The organism is Thiomonas sp. X19, assembly GCF_900089495.1.
Lineage (GTDB): Bacteria > Pseudomonadota > Gammaproteobacteria > Burkholderiales > Burkholderiaceae_C > Thiomonas_A.
The window spans coordinates 4,034,708-4,050,226 of sequence record NZ_LT605203.1 but is presented as its reverse complement, the minus strand read 5'-3'; the positions used below and the strand labels follow the sequence as shown (position 1 = coordinate 4,050,226).

The following is a 15,519-nucleotide window of genomic DNA, read 5'->3' as shown; positions in this document are numbered from 1 at the left end:
TGCGCGACGCCCAGAATGCCCCCGGCCTCCCCAAGGTGTGAGGGGAAACAAGCGCACCGCGACCGTCAAGCCCCCTCCCCACGCGTGGGGAGGGTTGGGGAGGGGAGCGGTTCAGCCTGCCGAGTCTTGCCGATGCACGTCGTGCGTGACGAAGGGGCGATTGGCGCTTGGCAGGTCGAACCAATGGGTGTGGGCGAGGGTGCGTTGCACCGTGTGCAGGCCGCTGTTCCAGTGGGCGCGCATCGTGCCGCGGCCGAACTGGAAGTCCTTGTCCTGGCCGTCGTAGGGCTTGTCCTTGTAGATCAGGTGGATGACGTTGTAGCGCTTGTCGCGCGCCATCTCCTCCACCCGGCTGCACAGGGGGTCGCGGGTACGGCCGGTCTGCGGGATTTGTGCCAACAGGCCGCGCAGAATGCTGCGCTGCTCGTGCGCCCGCTCCAGCATGTCGGTCACGGCGCGGGTGCGGCTGGAGTACTGAATGTCCTTCACCCGTTCGCCCACCTCGCCCAGATTGCGCGGCGGGTCGCCTTGGGCGCTCCACAAATCCACCTGGAACACCAGGGTGTGCGCATGCGGGTGCCCGCCCAGCACTTGCGTCAGCGGGGTGTTGGAGACCAGGCCGCCGTCCCAGTACAGGTCGTCGCCGATGCGCACCGCCGGGAAGCCGGGAGGCAGCGCGCCCGAGGCCATGAAATGCTCCGGACCCAGGCGCTGCTCGGTGGTGTCGAAATACTCCAGGTTGCCGGTGCGCACGTTCACCGCGCCGACCGAGACGCGCATCTCGCCGTTGTTGAGCCGGTCGAAATCCACCAGTTCCTCGAGCGTGGCGCGCAGCGGCGCGGTGTCGTAGACGCTGGCCTGGTCGGGGCCGATGCCGGGCAGGGCGCGCGGCACGAAGAACCCCTTCTGCCCCTCGGCCAGGGCGCGCAGGCTTTGCAGCGGCGCCATCCACGGCAGCGCGTTCTCCGGCAGCAGCGACACCCAGGGTTCCTGCTCCCACAGCGTGGGCGGCAGCACCGGCGGTTGGGTGACGCGGTGCCAGAATTCGCGCAGGCGCTCGGCGCGTCGGTGCGGCGGATTGCCGGCGATGATGGCGCAGTGAAGGGAGCCGATGGAAATGCCCGCCACCCAGGTGGGCTGGATGCCGGCTTCCGCCAGCCCCTGCACCACCCCGGCCTGGTAGGCACCCAAAGCGCCGCCGCCTTGCAGCACCAGCGCGATGTGCTCGTAGGCGGCCACGCGCGACAGCAGCGGGTTCGAGCCGGTGGGCTCGATCGCCAGCTCGGCCTGCGCTTGTTCGAGGGCTGCACCGACGCGGCGCGCAGGCGCGGAAGCCGCTTTTTGAGGCGCTTTCACCGCCCGCTTGCCTTGAACCACCGGAGCCTGCTCGGGCTTGGGCACCGTGGCGGCGTCCATGGCCGCAGCGATGGCCTTGCGCGGCGTGCGTGCGCGCGCTGGGACAGTCTCGCTCTTGGCGCTCATTGCATGCACCAGCCGTGGCTGACGATGACCGACTGCCCGGTGAGCGCGGCCGTGGGGAAGGCGGCAAGGAACAGGGCCACCTGCGCCACGTCGTCCACCGTGGTGAATTCACCATCCACCGTGTCCTTCAGCATCACGTTCTTGATCACCTGGTCTTCGGTGATGCCCAATTCCTTGGCCTGCTCGGGAATCTGCTTGTCCACCAGCGGCGTGCGCACGAAGCCGGGGCAAATGACATGCGAGCGCACGCCCTTGTCGCCGCCTTCCTTCGCCAGCACCCGCGCCAATCCCAGCAGGCCATGCTTGGCCGTCACGTATGCGCTCTTGAGCTTCGAGGCCTCGTGCGAATGCACCGAGCCCATGTAGATGACCACGCCGCCGCGCTTGTCGGCATACATGCTTTTCAGCGCCGCCTTGGTGGTGAGGAAAGCGCCGTCGAGATGAATGGCGAGCATCTTTTTCCAGTCGGAAAAAGCGTAGTTCTCGATCGGGTTGACGATCTGGATGCCGGCGTTCGACACCAGAACGTCGATCGGCCCAAGCGCCGCCACCGCCTTGTCGAAGCCGGCGTTCACCTGCTGCTCGTTGGTCACGTCCATCGCCACGCCCACCGCCCTGCCGCCGGCGTCGATGATTTCCTTCACCGTGGCGTCGGCGCCGTCCTGGTTCAGGTCGGCCACCGCCACCGCGCAGCCCGCCTTGGCGAACACCAGCGCCATGTTCTTGCCAATGCCGCTGGCCGCCCCCGTGATGAGGGCGGTCTTGCCTTTCAAGCTGGTCTGGGTGATTTGCATGGGAATCTCCGGTTTGGGTTGGTTCGAATCGAGGCCCGACGCGCCGGATAGCGCTCGCCGGTGCGTGGAGCACTGCACGCCTGTGTTTTGGTGCAGAGCACCATTCGAGTGTAGGACCACCGCCGGCGCCGTGCTACCGCGCCGGCGGTGGTCTTGTCAGCAGGCAGGACAGACCTTTGCATTCTGGCCCCACCGTCTTAAGCGCCTCTGAAGCTGCACCTAGGCTGCCAGGACTGGATGGAGCGGGCCGAACTGCATTTTGCGCGCAAGACGAGACAGAAAGGCTGACCGCAAACGAAGTGTGCGCGGACCAGTACCGGAAGATCTCTCACTGACAGCTAACGTGTTTTAGGGCGACAGCATCGTGTCTCCCTAACCTTCTTGCTCTTTGCCACGCTTGCTTGATCCTATCCGAATACTGATCCATTTGGCAACGGGATTTGCGGTGTTTGCGTCTTTTGGCAGAGTTGCATCCACCGATGCAGGGTCGGCTCATGGAACATGCCGGGATATCGGGCTGGCGCGCGCGCTGGATTGCCGGGTCTGAGCCGACGCCCGGCCCTGGGGTGGCTCCAAGCCAGGAGTTATTGGGGTGAGGCGCATGGCATGACGCTGTCCGCACGGCAGGCAGGGCTGGGCGTGAACCCCAGGCTGGCTGCGCGCCAGCCCCTTCACCCGAACTGCCCCGGGTGCTACTTCAGCAGCCGCTGTCCCAGCAGGATGGCGATGGATTCGGCGATCAACGCGACCAAGGCCAGCACGCGCTTGAGCGTTCAGAGCCGCTGACAGTCTGACCTACACGGCCTCACTCAGGGCTTGCCGTGGCCTCAGGCCGCCAGTGCCCCGCTGCGCTCCAGCGCCTGCAGCACCTGCTCGCCTGGCACGGCCTGATTCAGCGGCGCGCCCAATTCGCTCAACAACACGCAGCGCATGTGCTTGGCACCCGTCTCGCCATCCAGCGGCAACAGCTCCAGCCAGCGGGCGGTCGGCGCCCGCGGCGGCGTCATCGGCAGCCCGGCACTCTGCAGCAGGCGGCGCAGGCGCTCGGCCGATTCGGCGCTTTGCACCCCCAGCGACTGCCCCAGGTCCGCCGCCAGCAGCATGCCCAGGCCGATGGCCTCGCCATGCAGGTAGCGCCCGAAGCCGAGCACGGACTCGACCACATGGCCCAGCGCCATGCCAAAGTCCAGTGGCGATGGCGAGCGGTGCTGCTGCCGGTCCTCGGCCTCGATCTGGTCGCGCAACTGCTGGATTCGTTGCACGGCATGCTGCTGTGGTGCGCGCAAGTCGTCGACGTGGCGCTCCAGCCAGGCGAAGAGTTCCGGGTCGGCGATGGCGGCGCACTTGATGATTTCGGCCAGGCCGGCTGAAATTTCGCGTGGCGAATCGGAGCGTGATTCCAGCGCGGCGCGCAGCCCCTGGCCCAGCTTGGCAAAGGCCGTGCGCCGCGGCGCCGGCTTGGGCTCGGGTGCGGCGGCGGGCGCGCGGGCATCGGCGCGGGCCGTCAACGCCGGCGCGACTGCGGCTGACGCCTGCGTCGGCACCGTCTGGATCAGGCCGCGTTCGAGCAGCTTGGCGAAGGCCTGGGAGTCGAGCCCGCTTGCGCCCAGCATGCCCAGCAATTCGGCCTCGCTCCAGGCGCCGTCCACCAGCAACAGCAGCGTGCGCAGAGGGCGGGGCAGGTCCGACTGGCGGTTGGCCAGTGTCAGACGTCCGGCAGCAGTTTTTTCGTAAGTCATGGCATACACGCAAAAACGGCCCCGACAGGGGCCAAGAACACCCCGGAGGATGCGGGAGAACGCATGTGAAAACGCCGCGCCGCTCCAAGTCTTCTCGGCGGGCCCAGCGCAGAGTATGCGCCGAGGCCATGCGCACCCCCCCCCCGCGGGGAGATGCCGCAAGGCCGCAGCCTGGGGGGCGCTTTCAACAAGGATGGGCTGGATGATGCGACAAGTCCGACACGATGTCACGCTTGGGCTGGCCTGTCTTGCAGGCTGTCATTTCGTTCGGGGTGTGAGGATGCCCAGGCGGTGCGTGCGCCAGTTCGGCGCGGCTGTGAAAGCGCACGATCCAGCTGTCCTTGAAGCTGCTGGCAAAGTAGAGTAGAAAGCTGAAACTCTGGATTCGGTTCCGGCTCGACGCGGCGGGCGATGAATGACGCCGACGCAACGACATGACTGACAACGGAGGCCACCATGCACCGGGACCATTCCCCTTGCACCGCGCGGGCCGCGCCAACCCAAGCTGTGCCCACCCATGCCGCGCGGGCGCGGGCCAAGCTCTGGCCGGGGTGCGACGGCAACTGCTGCGCGTGCTGCAGCCTGGCTTGTCGGCTTTGATCCTGCTTGGCGCCCCGGCCCTCAAGTCCAGGTGGCAAACTTGCCGAGCAAGCCATCCATCACGGTCATGCCCTTCGACTTGTTCGACGGCTCCGCCGACCAGCGGCCGGCCGTCGTGGCTGCTCAGCAACGCGCGTTGCTGGCCTTGCCGGGCGAGGTGAACCAGGCTTTGCGCGCAGGCCGGCGTCGACTATGTGGTCGTGGGCCAGTTGCGCAAGGTGAGCGATCTGATCATCGATCTGCAAGCGGATATCGACGACGTGCGCACGCATCAAGTCGTCGATCATCTGCTGCTCGAGGTCAAGGCCGACAACGCCGCCATGCTGCGCCGCGCCTTGATCCCCCGTGCGGGTGCTCGCGGTGGCCTCTGCCTGCCGCCACTCTCCACATTCCCGCTGGCCTGCAGACCCTGCGCGGGATGTGGACAATACAGCCACCAGTGCAGGGGTGGTGTCTGCCGTCGCCCATCCTCCGCCCGAATCCCGCGTCCAGCGCTGCAACCGCTCGCAACCCTCTGCCATCACGTTCCAGCCCTATGTCCAGCCAACTGTTCTCGCCCTTCCAACTCGGCCCCCTCGGGCTTGCCAATCGCATCGTCGTCAGCCCCATGTGCCAGTACAGCGCCGATGATGGCTGCGCCACCGCCTGGCATCGCGTGCATCTGGGGCAGATGGCGCAAAGCGGGGCCGGCCTGCTGTTCATCGAAGCCACGGCGGTCGAGGCCATCGGGCGCATCACACCCGGTTGCCTGGGCCTGTACTCGGAGGCGAACGAACGTGCGCTGGCCGCGGTGCTGGCCGACGTGCGCGGTTTCAGCACCATGCCCATCGCCGTCCAGCTCGCCCACGCCGGGCGCAAGGCGTCCAGCGCGCGGCCCTGGGACGGTGGTCAGCAACTGGCGCTGTCCGAAGGCGGCTGGGCCGCGGTGGCGCCTTCGGCCATCCCCCATGGGGCGCATGAAGCGCCTCCCGCGGCGCTGGACGAGGCGGGCTTGGCGCGCATCCGCCAGGCCTTTGTCGACGCCGCGCAGCGCGCAGCCCGCCTGGGCCTGCAGGCGGTGGAACTGCATGCCGCTCATGGCTATCTGCTGCACGAATTTCTCTCGCCGCTGGCCAACCAGCGCGACGATGCCTACGGCGGCAGCCTGGACAACCGCATGCGCTTTCCACTGCAGGTGTTCGACGCCGTGCGCGCCGCGCTGCCGGCAACGGTGGCACTCGGCGTGCGCCTCTCCGCGACCGACTGGGTCGAGGGCGGCTGGGACCTGGAGCAGAGCTTGCGTTTCGCCGCGGCCCTGAAGCAGCGCGGCTGCGACTGGATCGACGTCTCGTCCGGCGGCATCTCGCCGCTGCAGCGCATTCCAGTCGGCCCCGGCTACCAGGTGCCGCTGGCGCGCGCCATTCGCCAGGCCACGGGGCTTGCCACCATGGCGGTGGGCCTCATCACCGAAGCGCAACAGGCCGAGGCGCTGGTGCAGGACGGTAGCGCCGACCTCGTCGCCCTGGCCCGCGCCATGCTGTGGAACCCGCGCTGGCCGTGGCATGCCGCCGCGTCGCTCGGTGCCAGCGTCACGGCCCCCGCACAGTATTGGCGCAGTGAACCACGCGCCGCACGCGGCGTGTTCACCAACGCCCACATCGGCCAACGCTGAGCGCGGACCAGCAAACGTGCTTGAGCACGTTTGCGCGCCGCGCGAAGGGCCTGCCGGCCTGCGAGCCGGCAGCCTCCGAGCGACTGGATGGAGCGGACCGGCGCAAGCGGCAGGCGCCATGCCGGTGCATGCCCCGGGGCCGCCCAAGCAGCCCAGACTCTGGCCGCACCAAAGCGGTGCCGGCAGATCATGCCGGCCTGGCATGGGGCTTGCTGGTTGCCTGTATGGAGACAGCGAGCGAGGCGATGATGCGGGCCTATTCCGAGTGCAACGGCTTCGATGACCCGGCCGCTGCGGATGCAGCTCGTCCGGCGTGGGCCCGGCTCACGCGCTGGATGCGCGACACCGGCATGCCCGCGCTGGCCGCCAAGCAGGAGGAGGCGCGGCTGGCGTTCTACCGCGAGGGCATCACCTTCGCCGTGTACGGCGAGGGCGGTGGCACCGAGCGCGCCATTCCCTTCGACATCATTCCGCGCATCATCACCGCCGCCGAATGGGCGTATCTGCAGCGCGGGCTAGCGCAGCGGGTGCAGGCGCTGAACCTGTTCCTGGCCGACATCTATGGCCCGCAGCGCATCATCCGGGACAAGGTGGTGCCGGCCGATGGCATTCTCGACAACTCGCAGTACCGCGCCGGCATGAAGGGCGTGAAGGTGCCGCGCGGGGTGTACGGCGCCATTTGCGGCATCGACCTGGTGCGCACCGGCGAGCAGGAGTTCCACGTGCTGGAAGACAACCTGCGCGTGCCTTCCGGCGTGAGCTATATGCTGGAAAACCGGCGCATCCTGTCGTGGCTGGCGCCCGATCTGTTCGAGTACCACCGCGTCGCGCCCATCGGCAACTACCCCGATCTGCTCGACCTCACCCTGCGCGAACTGGCGCCCAGCCACACCGACGACCCCACCGTGGTGGTGCTCACGCCCGGGCCATTCAACAGCGCCTACTTCGAGCACGCCTTCCTGGCGCAGAGCATCGGCGCCGAGCTGGTGGAGGGGCAGGACCTGTTCGTCGACGCCGGCTTCCTCTACATGAAGACCATCCGCGGGCCGCAGCGGGTGGACGTGATCTACCGCCGCATCGACGACGACTTCCTCGATCCGCGCGCTTTCCGCCCCGACTCCATGCTCGGCGTGCCGGGGCTGTTCGAGGCCATCCGCGCCGGCAACGTGGCCTTGGCCAACGCCGTGGGCACGGGTGTGGCCGACGACAAATCGGTCTACCCCCATGTGCCGGCCATGATCCGCTACTACCTGGACGAAGACGCCATCCTGCCCAACGTGCCCACCTACACCCTGAGCGACCCGAAGCAGTGCGCCCATGTGCTGGCCCACTTGGCCGAGCTGGTGGTGAAAGAGGCGCAGGGCGCGGGCGGTTACGGCATGCTCATCGGCCCCAAGGCCAGCCAGAAGGAACGCGAGGCCTTCGCCGAACGCATCCGCGCCAAGCCGGACAAATACATCGCCCAGCCCACGCTGGCGCTGTCCACCTGCCCCACACTGGTGGACGAGGGCGTGGCGCCGCGCCATGTGGACCTGCGCCCCTATGTGCTGCAGGGCTCCACCATCCGCATGGTGCCCGGAGGCCTCACCCGCGTGGCCCTGGTGGACGGCTCGCTCGTGGTCAACAGCAGCCAGGGCGGCGGCACCAAGGACACCTGGGTGCTGCAGGATTGAGAGGGTGTGAACAAATCCGCCATGCCCGCTCATCGCACCTAAACGGCCCCACTCGGCGTTGCCAATGCGCGCCGTGCCGTCAGGCACGGCTGTGCTTGGCGCCTTGATTGGAACCATTTGGGCGCCCTGCTCGGCCACGCCGGATTCATTCACACCCTCTGAACCCTGGCGAAACGTTGGATTGGCTTGAACCGATTTCAGGAGAGCCCCCATGCTGTGCCGCACTGCTTCCGATCTGTTCTGGATGGGGCGCTCCGCCGAGCGTGCCGAATCCATGGCCCGCATGCTCGATCTGGCCCGCCGTCTGGCCGCGTTGCCCTCCTCGCATGGCGGCCATGCGGCGCACTCGGTCTGGGCGTTGCCATTGCTGTCCACCGGCGGCATTCCGGCCGGTGTCGCGCTGCAAGACCTGAGTCCGCTGGACATGCTCAGCCGCTGCCTGATCGACCGCGACAACCCCTCGTCCGTGCTCACCTGCGTGCAGCTCGCGCGCGACGCCGCGCGCAACCAGCGCTCGGTGGTGTCCGCCGAGGTGGTGGCGCCGCTGCAGCTCATGCTCGGCAAGCTGCGCGCGCTCAAGCCCCAGCATCTGGTGAGCGGCGGCCTGGGACAGGTGATCGGCGAAATCATGGCGTTCACCGACGCCTTTCGCGGCGTCACCATCGCCAACATGATGCGCAACGAGGCCTGGCATTTCCTGCGCCTGGGCAACTTTCTCGAACGCGCCGACAGTGCCGTGCGCCTGTGGACGACGCAGGCCGATCCCGAGTTCTCGCTGGTGCGCGACGGCCCCGACAGCCCGCACGCCGGCTTTCACCGCGTCGCCCTGCTGGAGGCCGCCTCGGCCCTCATGCCGCTGCGCCGCCTGCACGGCGAGCCCAACCGCCAGGGCGTGACCGAGATGCTGCTGCGCCGGCCCGACTTCCCGCGTTCCGCCAGCTTCTGCCTGAGCGAAGCCCAGAGCAACCTGGCGGCGCTGCAGGTGGACATGTGCGAACCCGTCATGCGCCAACTCGGCAAAGCCCTGGCCGGCGTGTCATATCTCGAACCGGAGGAGGGCGCCGCCGGCATGTTCGCGTTCGGCGCCGCGCGCCAGGCTGACATCAGCGCCGTCGAGGCTGCGGTGGACGAACGCTTTTTCGTCGCGCAAATGCCGCTGCGCCGCGCCGCCTGAAGCTGTACCCTGGGGCAGTCGTCATGAGCGACCCAGCGCCACGCCCGCCACCGGGTGCCATCCAACCCTTCTCCGCGTTCCCCCAGCATGACCTACTGCTGCGCCGTCAAGCTCAACGCCGGCCTCGTCTTCGCCTCCGACAGCCGCACCAACGCCGGGGTCGACAACATCGGCCGCTTCAGCAAGCTGCACCTGCTGGAGCGGCCCGACGAGCGCGTCATCACCATGCTCTCTTCCGGCAACCTCAGCATCACGCAAGGGGCGGTGGAGCATTTGCACCGCGCCGTGCGCCAGGGCGAGGCGCAGAACTGGACCAATGCCCAAAGCATGGCCGACGTCGCCCAGTTGCTGGGCGAGGCCATGCGCGCGGTGCGCGAACGCGACGAGCCCTACCTGGCCAAGAGCGACATCGACGCCCACGCCTCCTTTCTGCTCGGCGGGCAAATTCGCGGTGAGCGCCCGCGCCTGTTCCTGGTGTATTCCGAAGGCAACGCCATCGAGGCCACGGCCGAGACACCGTTCCTGCAGATTGGCGAAGTCAAGTACGGCAAGCCGATTCTCGACCGCGTCATCCGCCCCGAAATCAGCCTGCTGGACGCCACCAAATGCGTGCTGGTGAGTTTCGACTCGACCATGCGCAGCAACGTCGGCGTCGGCCTGCCCATCGACCTGCTGCTCCTGCCCGCCAATCATCTGCGCGGCGACATGAAGTTCCACATCGACGAGCAGGACGCCTACTGGCGCGAACTCTCCGCGCGCTGGGCCGCTGGCGTGCGCCGCGTCTTCGCCGAGCTGCCGCCGCCGCAGTGGTATCCGGATTCGCAGCAGTAGCGGAGCGGAGGTGCGATCAGCGCGTCCGACGCGGCGCTTGACGCAGCCGCGGTCTTGGCGCGAAGGCGCTGGTTGCCGTTTTCACCGCGCCTGCCGCGATGGCAAGCGCGTGGCTGGCCACGGCTTACAGCAACTGCGGCAACCGCGACCTCATGGATGCGGGCGGCAGCGCGAGCTCATGCGGCCACGGCCTCGGCAGGCTCGGGGATCGGCGTGCGAATCAGGTAGTCGAACGCGCTGAGCGCAGCCTTCGCGCCGTCGCCTGCGGCGATCACGATCTGCTTGTACGGCACCGTGGTGACGTCGCCTGCGGCGAACACGCCAGGAACCGAGGTTTGCCCCTTGGCGTCGACCACGATTTCACCGAACTTGCTCAACTCCAGCGTGCCCTTGAGCCACTCGGTGTTGGGCACCAGGCCGATCTGCACGAACACGCCTTCGAGCTGCAGATGATGGCGCTCGCCGCTGCGACGGTCGGTGTAGCTCAGGCCGTTGACCTTGCTGCCGTCGCCGGTGATTTCCGTGGTCTGCGCATGGCTGTGGATGGTGACGTTGGGCAGGCTGCGCAGCTTGCTCACCAGCACCGCGTCGGCGCGCAGCTCGGGGGCGAATTCCAGCAGCGTCACATGCCCCACCAGTCCGGCCAGATCGATGGCCGCTTCCACGCCGGAGTTGCCGCCGCCAATCACGCTCACGCGCTTGCCCTTGAACAGCGGGCCGTCGCAATGCGGGCAATAGGCCACGCCCTTGTTGCGGTACTCGGCCTCCCCCGGCACGTTCACGTTGCGCCAGCGCGCGCCGGTGGCGAGGATGACACTGCGCGCCTGCAAACGGCCGCCATTGGCCAGTTGCACGCCAATCATGCCGCCCGACTCGGTGTGCCCCCAGGGTCGGCCAGCCGACCCGCCCCCCGGGGGGGTCAAGGGCACTTGGGGCGGCCCGGCGTGCCCTTGTGCCGCGGGAATCAGCTTGGCGGCGCGCTGCAGATTCATGATCTCCACACCGTACCGCCGCACATGCGCTTCCAGCGCCAGGCCGAATGTCGGGCCGTCGGTTTCGAGCACGGAGATGTAGTTTTCGATCGCCAGAGTGTCGTTGACCTGACCGCCGAAGCGCTCTGCCGCAATGCCCACGCGAATGCCCTTGCGCGCCGCGTACACCGCCGCCGCCGCGCCTGCTGGGCCACCGCCGACGATGAGCACGTCGAACGGCTCCTTGGCGTCGAGCTTGGCCGCATCGCGCTGCGCGGAGCCGGCGCCGAGCCTGGCGGCGATTTCTTCCACGTCCATGCGCCCGCTACCGAACAACTCGCCGTTGAGATACACCGTCGGCACCGCCATGATCTGCCGCGCATCCACCTCGCCCTGATACAGCGTCCCGTCGATCACCACGGTCTGCACGCGCGGGTTGAGCACCGCCATCAGCGACAGCGCCTGCACCACGTCCGGGCAGTTGTGGCAGCTGAGGGACATATAGACCTCGAAGCGATGGTCGCCATCGAGATGGCGAATCTGTTCGATCAACTCCGGCTCGACCTTGGGCGGGTGGCCGCCGGTCCACAACAGCGCCAGCACCAGCGAGGTGAACTCGTGGCCGAGCGGAATCGCGGCGAAGCGCAGATGTTGTTCAGCGCCAGACGCGCGACGCAGCGCGAACGAAGGCCGCCGTGCATCCGTGCCATCCAGCCGCAACGCAATCTTGTCGGACAGGCTGGCGATTTGCTCCAGAAGCGCGCGCATCTGCGCCGAGTTCTCGCTGTCGTCGAGCGAGGCCACCAACTCGAACGGCTGCGTCACGCGCTCCAGATAAGCCTTGAGTTGGGATTGCAGGGAATCGTCGAGCATGGCGCGCTCCTTGATGGAAGGGGATTGGCGTGTGCGGTGTGTGCGCCCGCCACCCGCGTGTCGAATGGACACACGGGAGGATGGACAGGGCGTGAACGCAGCAACAAGCTGCAGGCCTGAAGCAGCCTCAGGCCTGCACTGCGCCCGCCCGCAGGCGCAGGCCGATCGGCCGATCAGATCTTGCCGACCAGATCGAGCGAGGGCTTGAGCGTGGCCGCGCCCTCTTTCCACTTGGCCGGGCAGACTTCACCCGGGTGCGACGCCACATACTGCGCGGCTTGCACCTTGCGCAGCAGTTCCTTGGCGTCGCGGCCAATGCCGTTGTCATGGATTTCGCACAGCTTGATCACGCCTTGCGGGTTGATCAGGAAGGTGCCGCGCAGCGCCAAGCCTTCTTCTTCGATCATCACATCGAAGTTGCGGGTCAGCGCGCCGGTCGGGTCGCCGATCAGCGGGTACTTCACTTTCTTGATGGCCTCGGAGGTGTCGTGCCAGGCCTTGTGGGCGAAATGCGTGTCGGTGGACGCGCCATAGATTTCGACGCCCATGGCCTTGAAGGTGTCGTAGTTGTCGGCCAGGTCTTCCAGCTCGGTCGGGCAGACGAAGGTGAAGTCGGCGGGGTAGAACACGACCACCGACCACTTGCCCTTGAGGGTGGCTTCCGTCACCTCGAAAAACTTGCCGTTCTGGAACGCGGTGGCTTTGAAAGGCTTGACTTGGGTATTGATCAGGGACATGGCAAACTCCATCGGGATTCGTTGTTGGACTCGGGTTCAAGCCTTGAAGGGGCTTGACGCCGTCGTTCTCGTCACGGACCGTTTGGCAAAAAACCGTTTCGGTGTGCGATGCAGCAAAAATTTAAGGGATGGGGACTGATCCGTCCAATTCAACATTTCAATTTGCCTCATAGCAATGGGCTATGTCGAGCGTGACAAGCGGTTCGATGCGCGTCGAGGCTGTCAAAAATCTCGCATCGTTTCAACAACTTGGGAAAGTAATGTCGCCAATGAACGCGCCGCTTGGGGTGCGCTCAAGAGCCCGGATTCCCTGCTCACTTAGATTGCAAATCAGCCATCTCCGCTTGATCGATGGTCTTGCTGCACTGCAAGGTCAAGCGTAGGTCAAGGCATCGGCGAAGTCTGGTTTGCGAAGCAGTGCAGCGCGCGGATGGCCCGTCCTCGGCGCTGGGTGATACCGCCTGCCGCCTTGGCAATGGCTTCAAGCGGATTCGCCTCCACGTACCCGTCCGCGCAGCCGCTTGACCTCGCCGCGCCCCACCTTGGTGTCGACCCGTTTGCGCTGCGAACTGCGTGTGGGGCGGGTGGGTTTGCGCGCCTTGGGCAGGGTGGCCACGCTGTCCACCAGGGCTTGCAGCCGGGCGATGGCCTCGGCGCGGTTCTGCTCCAGGCTGCGACTGGTCTGGGCCTTGATCACCACCACGCCGTCGGCGGTGATGCGCTGGTCGTTCAGCGCCAGCAGCCGCAGCTTGACGGCCTCGGGCAGCGAGGAGTCGGGAATCGAAAACCGCAGATGCACCGCGTTCGACACCTTGTTCACGTTCTGGCCGCCGGCCCCCTGGGCGCGGATGGCGCTGAACTCCATCTCCTCCTCGCGCAGCGCGACGAGGGCCACGGCTTCGCCCATGTTCACACCACCGTGGGCGTGGCGGCGCCGTCGAGCGACAGCACCGCGCCGCTGACATAGCCGGCGCGCGCCGAGGCCAGGAACACCACCACGTCGGCAACCTCCTGCGGCGTGCAAATGCGCCCCAGCGGCAAGGCGCGCTCGCGCTGCGCCAGCAACTCGGCCACCGGCCTGCCGGTCAGCCGCGCCTCGGCCTCCAGGCCTTCCTGCATGCGCCCGGTGGCGGTGATGCCGGGGTTGACCGCGTTCACCCGCACGCCCTGCGCGGCGAAGGCATGCGCCAGGCCGGCGCTGGCCAGCATCAGCGCGGCGTTCGCGGCGCCGCCGGCCAGGTGCACCGGGGTGGCGAGCTTGCCGCCCATGCCGACGACGTTGACGATGACGCCGCCACCGCGCCGCGCCATGCCCGGCAGCGCCGCATCGATGGCGTGGATGGTGGTGAAGTATTTCGCGTCCATCGCCGCATGCCAGTGCGCCGCCGTGAGTTCCGCCGGCGGCGTGCACTTGGCCGCACCAGCCGAATTCACCAGCACGTCGATGGGGCCGAGTCCGGCCTCCACCTCCCGCACCATGCGTGCAGCCTGCGCGGCGTCGCACAGATCCACCGCCACCGTGAGCACCGGCACGCCTTCGGCCTGCAGCGCGGCGGCGGCCTGCATCAGATGCGCGGCGTCGCGCGCGGCGATGGCCACGCGTGCGCCCTCGGCGGCAAAGCGCTGCGCGCACGCCAGGCCGATGCCCTTGCTGTCACCGGTCACCAGGACAATCTTGCCTTGCAAGCCCAGATCCATCGTTGTCTCCTTGTTGTGCTCGACAAGCCGATTTTGCCCCGCCTTCGGCATCGCCGCTGCCGCCATGCCCTGCCCTCCCACCCAGAGCGCTCATGCCCGCGCCAAAGCCGGCTTGGCCAGCACAGCGACGAGGGCCGAGTCAACCCCGGCAGCGCCCGGCCATCACCGCAGCAGAAGCTCAGGCATTGCGCTGCGTGCCCCCGGGACGGCGCCGGAGAAATTGATCGCGCCACTGCACCGCAGCAGCACGGCGCGAACGCGCGAGTTGCTGCGCGTCAATCTGGAGAGCGCGCTCTCCATGCTCGGCGCCTGGATCGAGTCGCGCCGCGCGGCGTGCGGTGCGGCCGTGCTGGTGAGTTCCATGGTGGCGCAGATCGGCGCGGCCAACCACGAAGCCATCGCAGCAGCGAAGGCCGGCATCGAGGCCCTGGTGCGCCGCGCGGCAACGCCGTGGCCCCGGGCATGACCGACACGCCGCTGACCGCCGGCATGCTCAAGGTGCCGGCGATGCGCGAAGGCGCGGGCAGGCAATACCCGCTCGGCGGCGTGCAAAGCGCCGAGGACGCGGCGCAGACCATGGCCTGGCTGCTGCCGGCCGCGGTCTCGCGCATCACCGGCCAGGTCATTGCCGTGGACGGCGGTTTCACCACCATCCGGCCCCTGGTGAAGCAGCGCCAGCCGTGGCCCGGCGGCCCGGCGGTGCGCGTGGGGCGCTCTCAAGGGAACGCAGGGCCGCCCCAAGTTTCCTTGACCCCCACGGGGGGCGGGCCGGCGAGCCGACCCTGGGGGCGCTCAATACATCTTGTAGGGCAGGAACTTGCCGCTCATGCTGATGTGCACACGGTCGCCCTTGGGGTCGGGCTCGCGGGTCAGGTCCATCTTGAAATCGATGGCGCTCATGATGCCGTCGCCGAACTCCTCGTGGATCAGTTCCTTGAACGTGGTGCCGTAGACGCTGACGAGTTCGTAGAAGCGGTAGATCAGCGGGTCGGTGGGCACGGTGGTGGGCAGCGAGCCCTTGTACGGCACCACCTGCAGCAGCTTCACGGCGTCCGTGGGGAGGTCGAACAGCCGGCCGATGACGGCGGCCTGCTCGGAGTTGAAGGTCATCTGGCCGAGGCAGCCGGCCGTGACCCATTCCTTGCTCCGGCCCACGGCCTGCGCCACGTCGGCCCAGTTCAGGCCCTTGGCGATTTTGGCGGCGATGATGGCTTCGGTCACGTCATTGCGGGTCATGGCTTCTCCTGAATGGGTTGCTTGGATGGGTGATCGTAAGGTGTGGTAAGGATGCAAGGC

13 protein-coding genes and 1 pseudogene are annotated in these 15,519 nt (G+C 67.6%); 6 read left to right on the top strand and 8 right to left on the bottom strand.

From position 1 onward, the window contains the following. Nucleotides 1-111: 111 nt before the first annotated feature. Both THIX_RS19700 and THIX_RS19695 read right to left on the bottom strand, forming a co-directional pair. Entirely contained in the window at nucleotides 112-1,482 is a 1,371-nt protein-coding gene (locus THIX_RS19700) for a patatin-like phospholipase family protein (RefSeq protein ID WP_233224642.1), read from the bottom strand. Beyond that, complete coding sequence (locus THIX_RS19695) at nucleotides 1,479-2,276, bottom strand: 3-hydroxybutyrate dehydrogenase (protein ID WP_112487546.1); 798 nt, start codon at nucleotides 2,274-2,276, stop codon at nucleotides 1,479-1,481. The genes THIX_RS19700 and THIX_RS19695 overlap by 4 nt, the downstream gene beginning before the upstream one ends. Nucleotides 2,277-2,882: 606 nt before the next feature. Here THIX_RS19695 and THIX_RS23230 point away from each other — a divergent pair. Beyond that, complete coding sequence (locus THIX_RS23230) at nucleotides 2,883-3,062, top strand: hypothetical protein (RefSeq protein ID WP_146748642.1); 180 nt, start codon at nucleotides 2,883-2,885, stop codon at nucleotides 3,060-3,062. A 41-nt stretch (nucleotides 3,063-3,103) separates the two neighbouring features. Here the strand turns inward: THIX_RS23230 and THIX_RS19690 are convergent, their stop codons facing one another. Beyond that, nucleotides 3,104-4,015 carry a hypothetical protein gene (locus tag THIX_RS19690; protein WP_112487545.1) on the bottom strand — a complete coding sequence of 304 codons (912 nt, stop codon included), beginning with the start codon at nucleotides 4,013-4,015 and terminating at the stop codon, nucleotides 3,104-3,106. 1,135 nt (nucleotides 4,016-5,150) lie between these two features. Here THIX_RS19690 and THIX_RS19680 point away from each other — a divergent pair. From THIX_RS19680 to THIX_RS19665, 4 genes are all read left to right on the top strand, one after another. Next, nucleotides 5,151-6,266 carry an NADH:flavin oxidoreductase/NADH oxidase gene (locus tag THIX_RS19680; protein ID WP_112487544.1) on the top strand — a complete coding sequence of 372 codons (1,116 nt, stop codon included), beginning with the start codon at nucleotides 5,151-5,153 and terminating at the stop codon, nucleotides 6,264-6,266. A 248-nt stretch (nucleotides 6,267-6,514) separates the two neighbouring features. Beyond that, nucleotides 6,515-7,939 carry a circularly permuted type 2 ATP-grasp protein gene (locus THIX_RS19675; protein ID WP_112488492.1) on the top strand — a complete coding sequence of 475 codons (1,425 nt, stop codon included), beginning with the start codon at nucleotides 6,515-6,517 and terminating at the stop codon, nucleotides 7,937-7,939. 211 nt (nucleotides 7,940-8,150) lie between these two features. After that, on the top strand, nucleotides 8,151-9,113 hold the full coding sequence (locus tag THIX_RS19670) for an alpha-E domain-containing protein (protein ID WP_112487543.1): 963 nt from the start codon (nucleotides 8,151-8,153) through the stop codon (nucleotides 9,111-9,113). An 87-nt stretch (nucleotides 9,114-9,200) separates the two neighbouring features. Continuing rightward, entirely contained in the window at nucleotides 9,201-9,944 is a 744-nt protein-coding gene (locus THIX_RS19665; RefSeq protein ID WP_112487542.1) for a peptidase, read from the top strand. Between the two features lie 176 nt (nucleotides 9,945-10,120). Here the strand turns inward: THIX_RS19665 and THIX_RS19660 are convergent, their stop codons facing one another. The 4 genes from THIX_RS19660 to THIX_RS19645 form a co-directional block, all read right to left on the bottom strand. Further along, nucleotides 10,121-11,788 carry an alkyl hydroperoxide reductase subunit F gene (locus THIX_RS19660; protein WP_112487541.1) on the bottom strand — a complete coding sequence of 556 codons (1,668 nt, stop codon included), beginning with the start codon at nucleotides 11,786-11,788 and terminating at the stop codon, nucleotides 10,121-10,123. Nucleotides 11,789-11,961: 173 nt separating this feature from the next. After that, nucleotides 11,962-12,525, bottom strand: coding sequence for an alkyl hydroperoxide reductase subunit C (ahpC, locus tag THIX_RS19655; protein WP_112488491.1), 564 nt, complete (start codon nucleotides 12,523-12,525; stop codon nucleotides 11,962-11,964). 481 nt (nucleotides 12,526-13,006) lie between these two features. Continuing rightward, nucleotides 13,007-13,432: an alternative ribosome rescue aminoacyl-tRNA hydrolase ArfB gene (gene arfB / locus THIX_RS19650; RefSeq protein ID WP_112487540.1), complete on the bottom strand. Its 426-nt coding sequence runs from the start codon at nucleotides 13,430-13,432 to the stop codon at nucleotides 13,007-13,009. A 2-nt stretch (nucleotides 13,433-13,434) separates the two neighbouring features. Next, a complete protein-coding gene (locus THIX_RS19645) occupies nucleotides 13,435-14,223 on the bottom strand; it encodes an SDR family oxidoreductase (protein WP_112488490.1) in 789 nt (262 codons plus the stop codon). On the opposite strand from THIX_RS19645, the pseudogene THIX_RS19640 reads away from it, so the two are divergent. Continuing rightward, nucleotides 14,117-14,811 (top strand): annotated as a pseudogene (locus tag THIX_RS19640) (SDR family oxidoreductase); the annotation flags it as partial. The gene THIX_RS19645 and the pseudogene THIX_RS19640 overlap by 107 nt on opposite strands. A 204-nt stretch (nucleotides 14,812-15,015) precedes the next feature. Here the strand turns inward: THIX_RS19640 and cynS are convergent. Beyond that, nucleotides 15,016-15,459 (bottom strand): cyanase, encoded by a 444-nt coding sequence (cynS, locus tag THIX_RS19635; protein WP_112487539.1) that lies wholly within the window; start codon nucleotides 15,457-15,459, stop codon nucleotides 15,016-15,018. Nucleotides 15,460-15,519 lie beyond the last annotated feature (60 nt).

What these genes read in the sequence shown, in the direction of transcription:
- THIX_RS19700 (WP_233224642.1), bottom strand. Translation starts at nt 1,482, where the DNA reads ATGAGCGCCAAGAGCGAGACTGTCCCAGCGCGCGCACGCACGCCGCGC.
- THIX_RS19695 (WP_112487546.1), bottom strand. Translation starts at nt 2,276, where the DNA reads ATGCAAATCACCCAGACCAGCTTGAAAGGCAAGACCGCCCTCATCACG.
- THIX_RS23230 (WP_146748642.1), top strand. Translation starts at nt 2,883, where the DNA reads ATGACGCTGTCCGCACGGCAGGCAGGGCTGGGCGTGAACCCCAGGCTG.
- THIX_RS19690 (WP_112487545.1), bottom strand. Translation starts at nt 4,015, where the DNA reads ATGACTTACGAAAAAACTGCTGCCGGACGTCTGACACTGGCCAACCGC.
- THIX_RS19680 (WP_112487544.1), top strand. Translation starts at nt 5,151, where the DNA reads ATGTCCAGCCAACTGTTCTCGCCCTTCCAACTCGGCCCCCTCGGGCTT.
- THIX_RS19675 (WP_112488492.1), top strand. Translation starts at nt 6,515, where the DNA reads ATGCGGGCCTATTCCGAGTGCAACGGCTTCGATGACCCGGCCGCTGCG.
- THIX_RS19670 (WP_112487543.1), top strand. Translation starts at nt 8,151, where the DNA reads ATGCTGTGCCGCACTGCTTCCGATCTGTTCTGGATGGGGCGCTCCGCC.
- THIX_RS19665 (WP_112487542.1), top strand. Translation starts at nt 9,201, where the DNA reads ATGACCTACTGCTGCGCCGTCAAGCTCAACGCCGGCCTCGTCTTCGCC.
- THIX_RS19660 (WP_112487541.1), bottom strand. Translation starts at nt 11,788, where the DNA reads ATGCTCGACGATTCCCTGCAATCCCAACTCAAGGCTTATCTGGAGCGC.
- ahpC (WP_112488491.1), bottom strand. Translation starts at nt 12,525, where the DNA reads ATGTCCCTGATCAATACCCAAGTCAAGCCTTTCAAAGCCACCGCGTTC.
- arfB (WP_112487540.1), bottom strand. Translation starts at nt 13,432, where the DNA reads ATGGGCGAAGCCGTGGCCCTCGTCGCGCTGCGCGAGGAGGAGATGGAG.
- THIX_RS19645 (WP_112488490.1), bottom strand. Translation starts at nt 14,223, where the DNA reads ATGGATCTGGGCTTGCAAGGCAAGATTGTCCTGGTGACCGGTGACAGC.
- cynS (WP_112487539.1), bottom strand. Translation starts at nt 15,459, where the DNA reads ATGACCCGCAATGACGTGACCGAAGCCATCATCGCCGCCAAAATCGCC.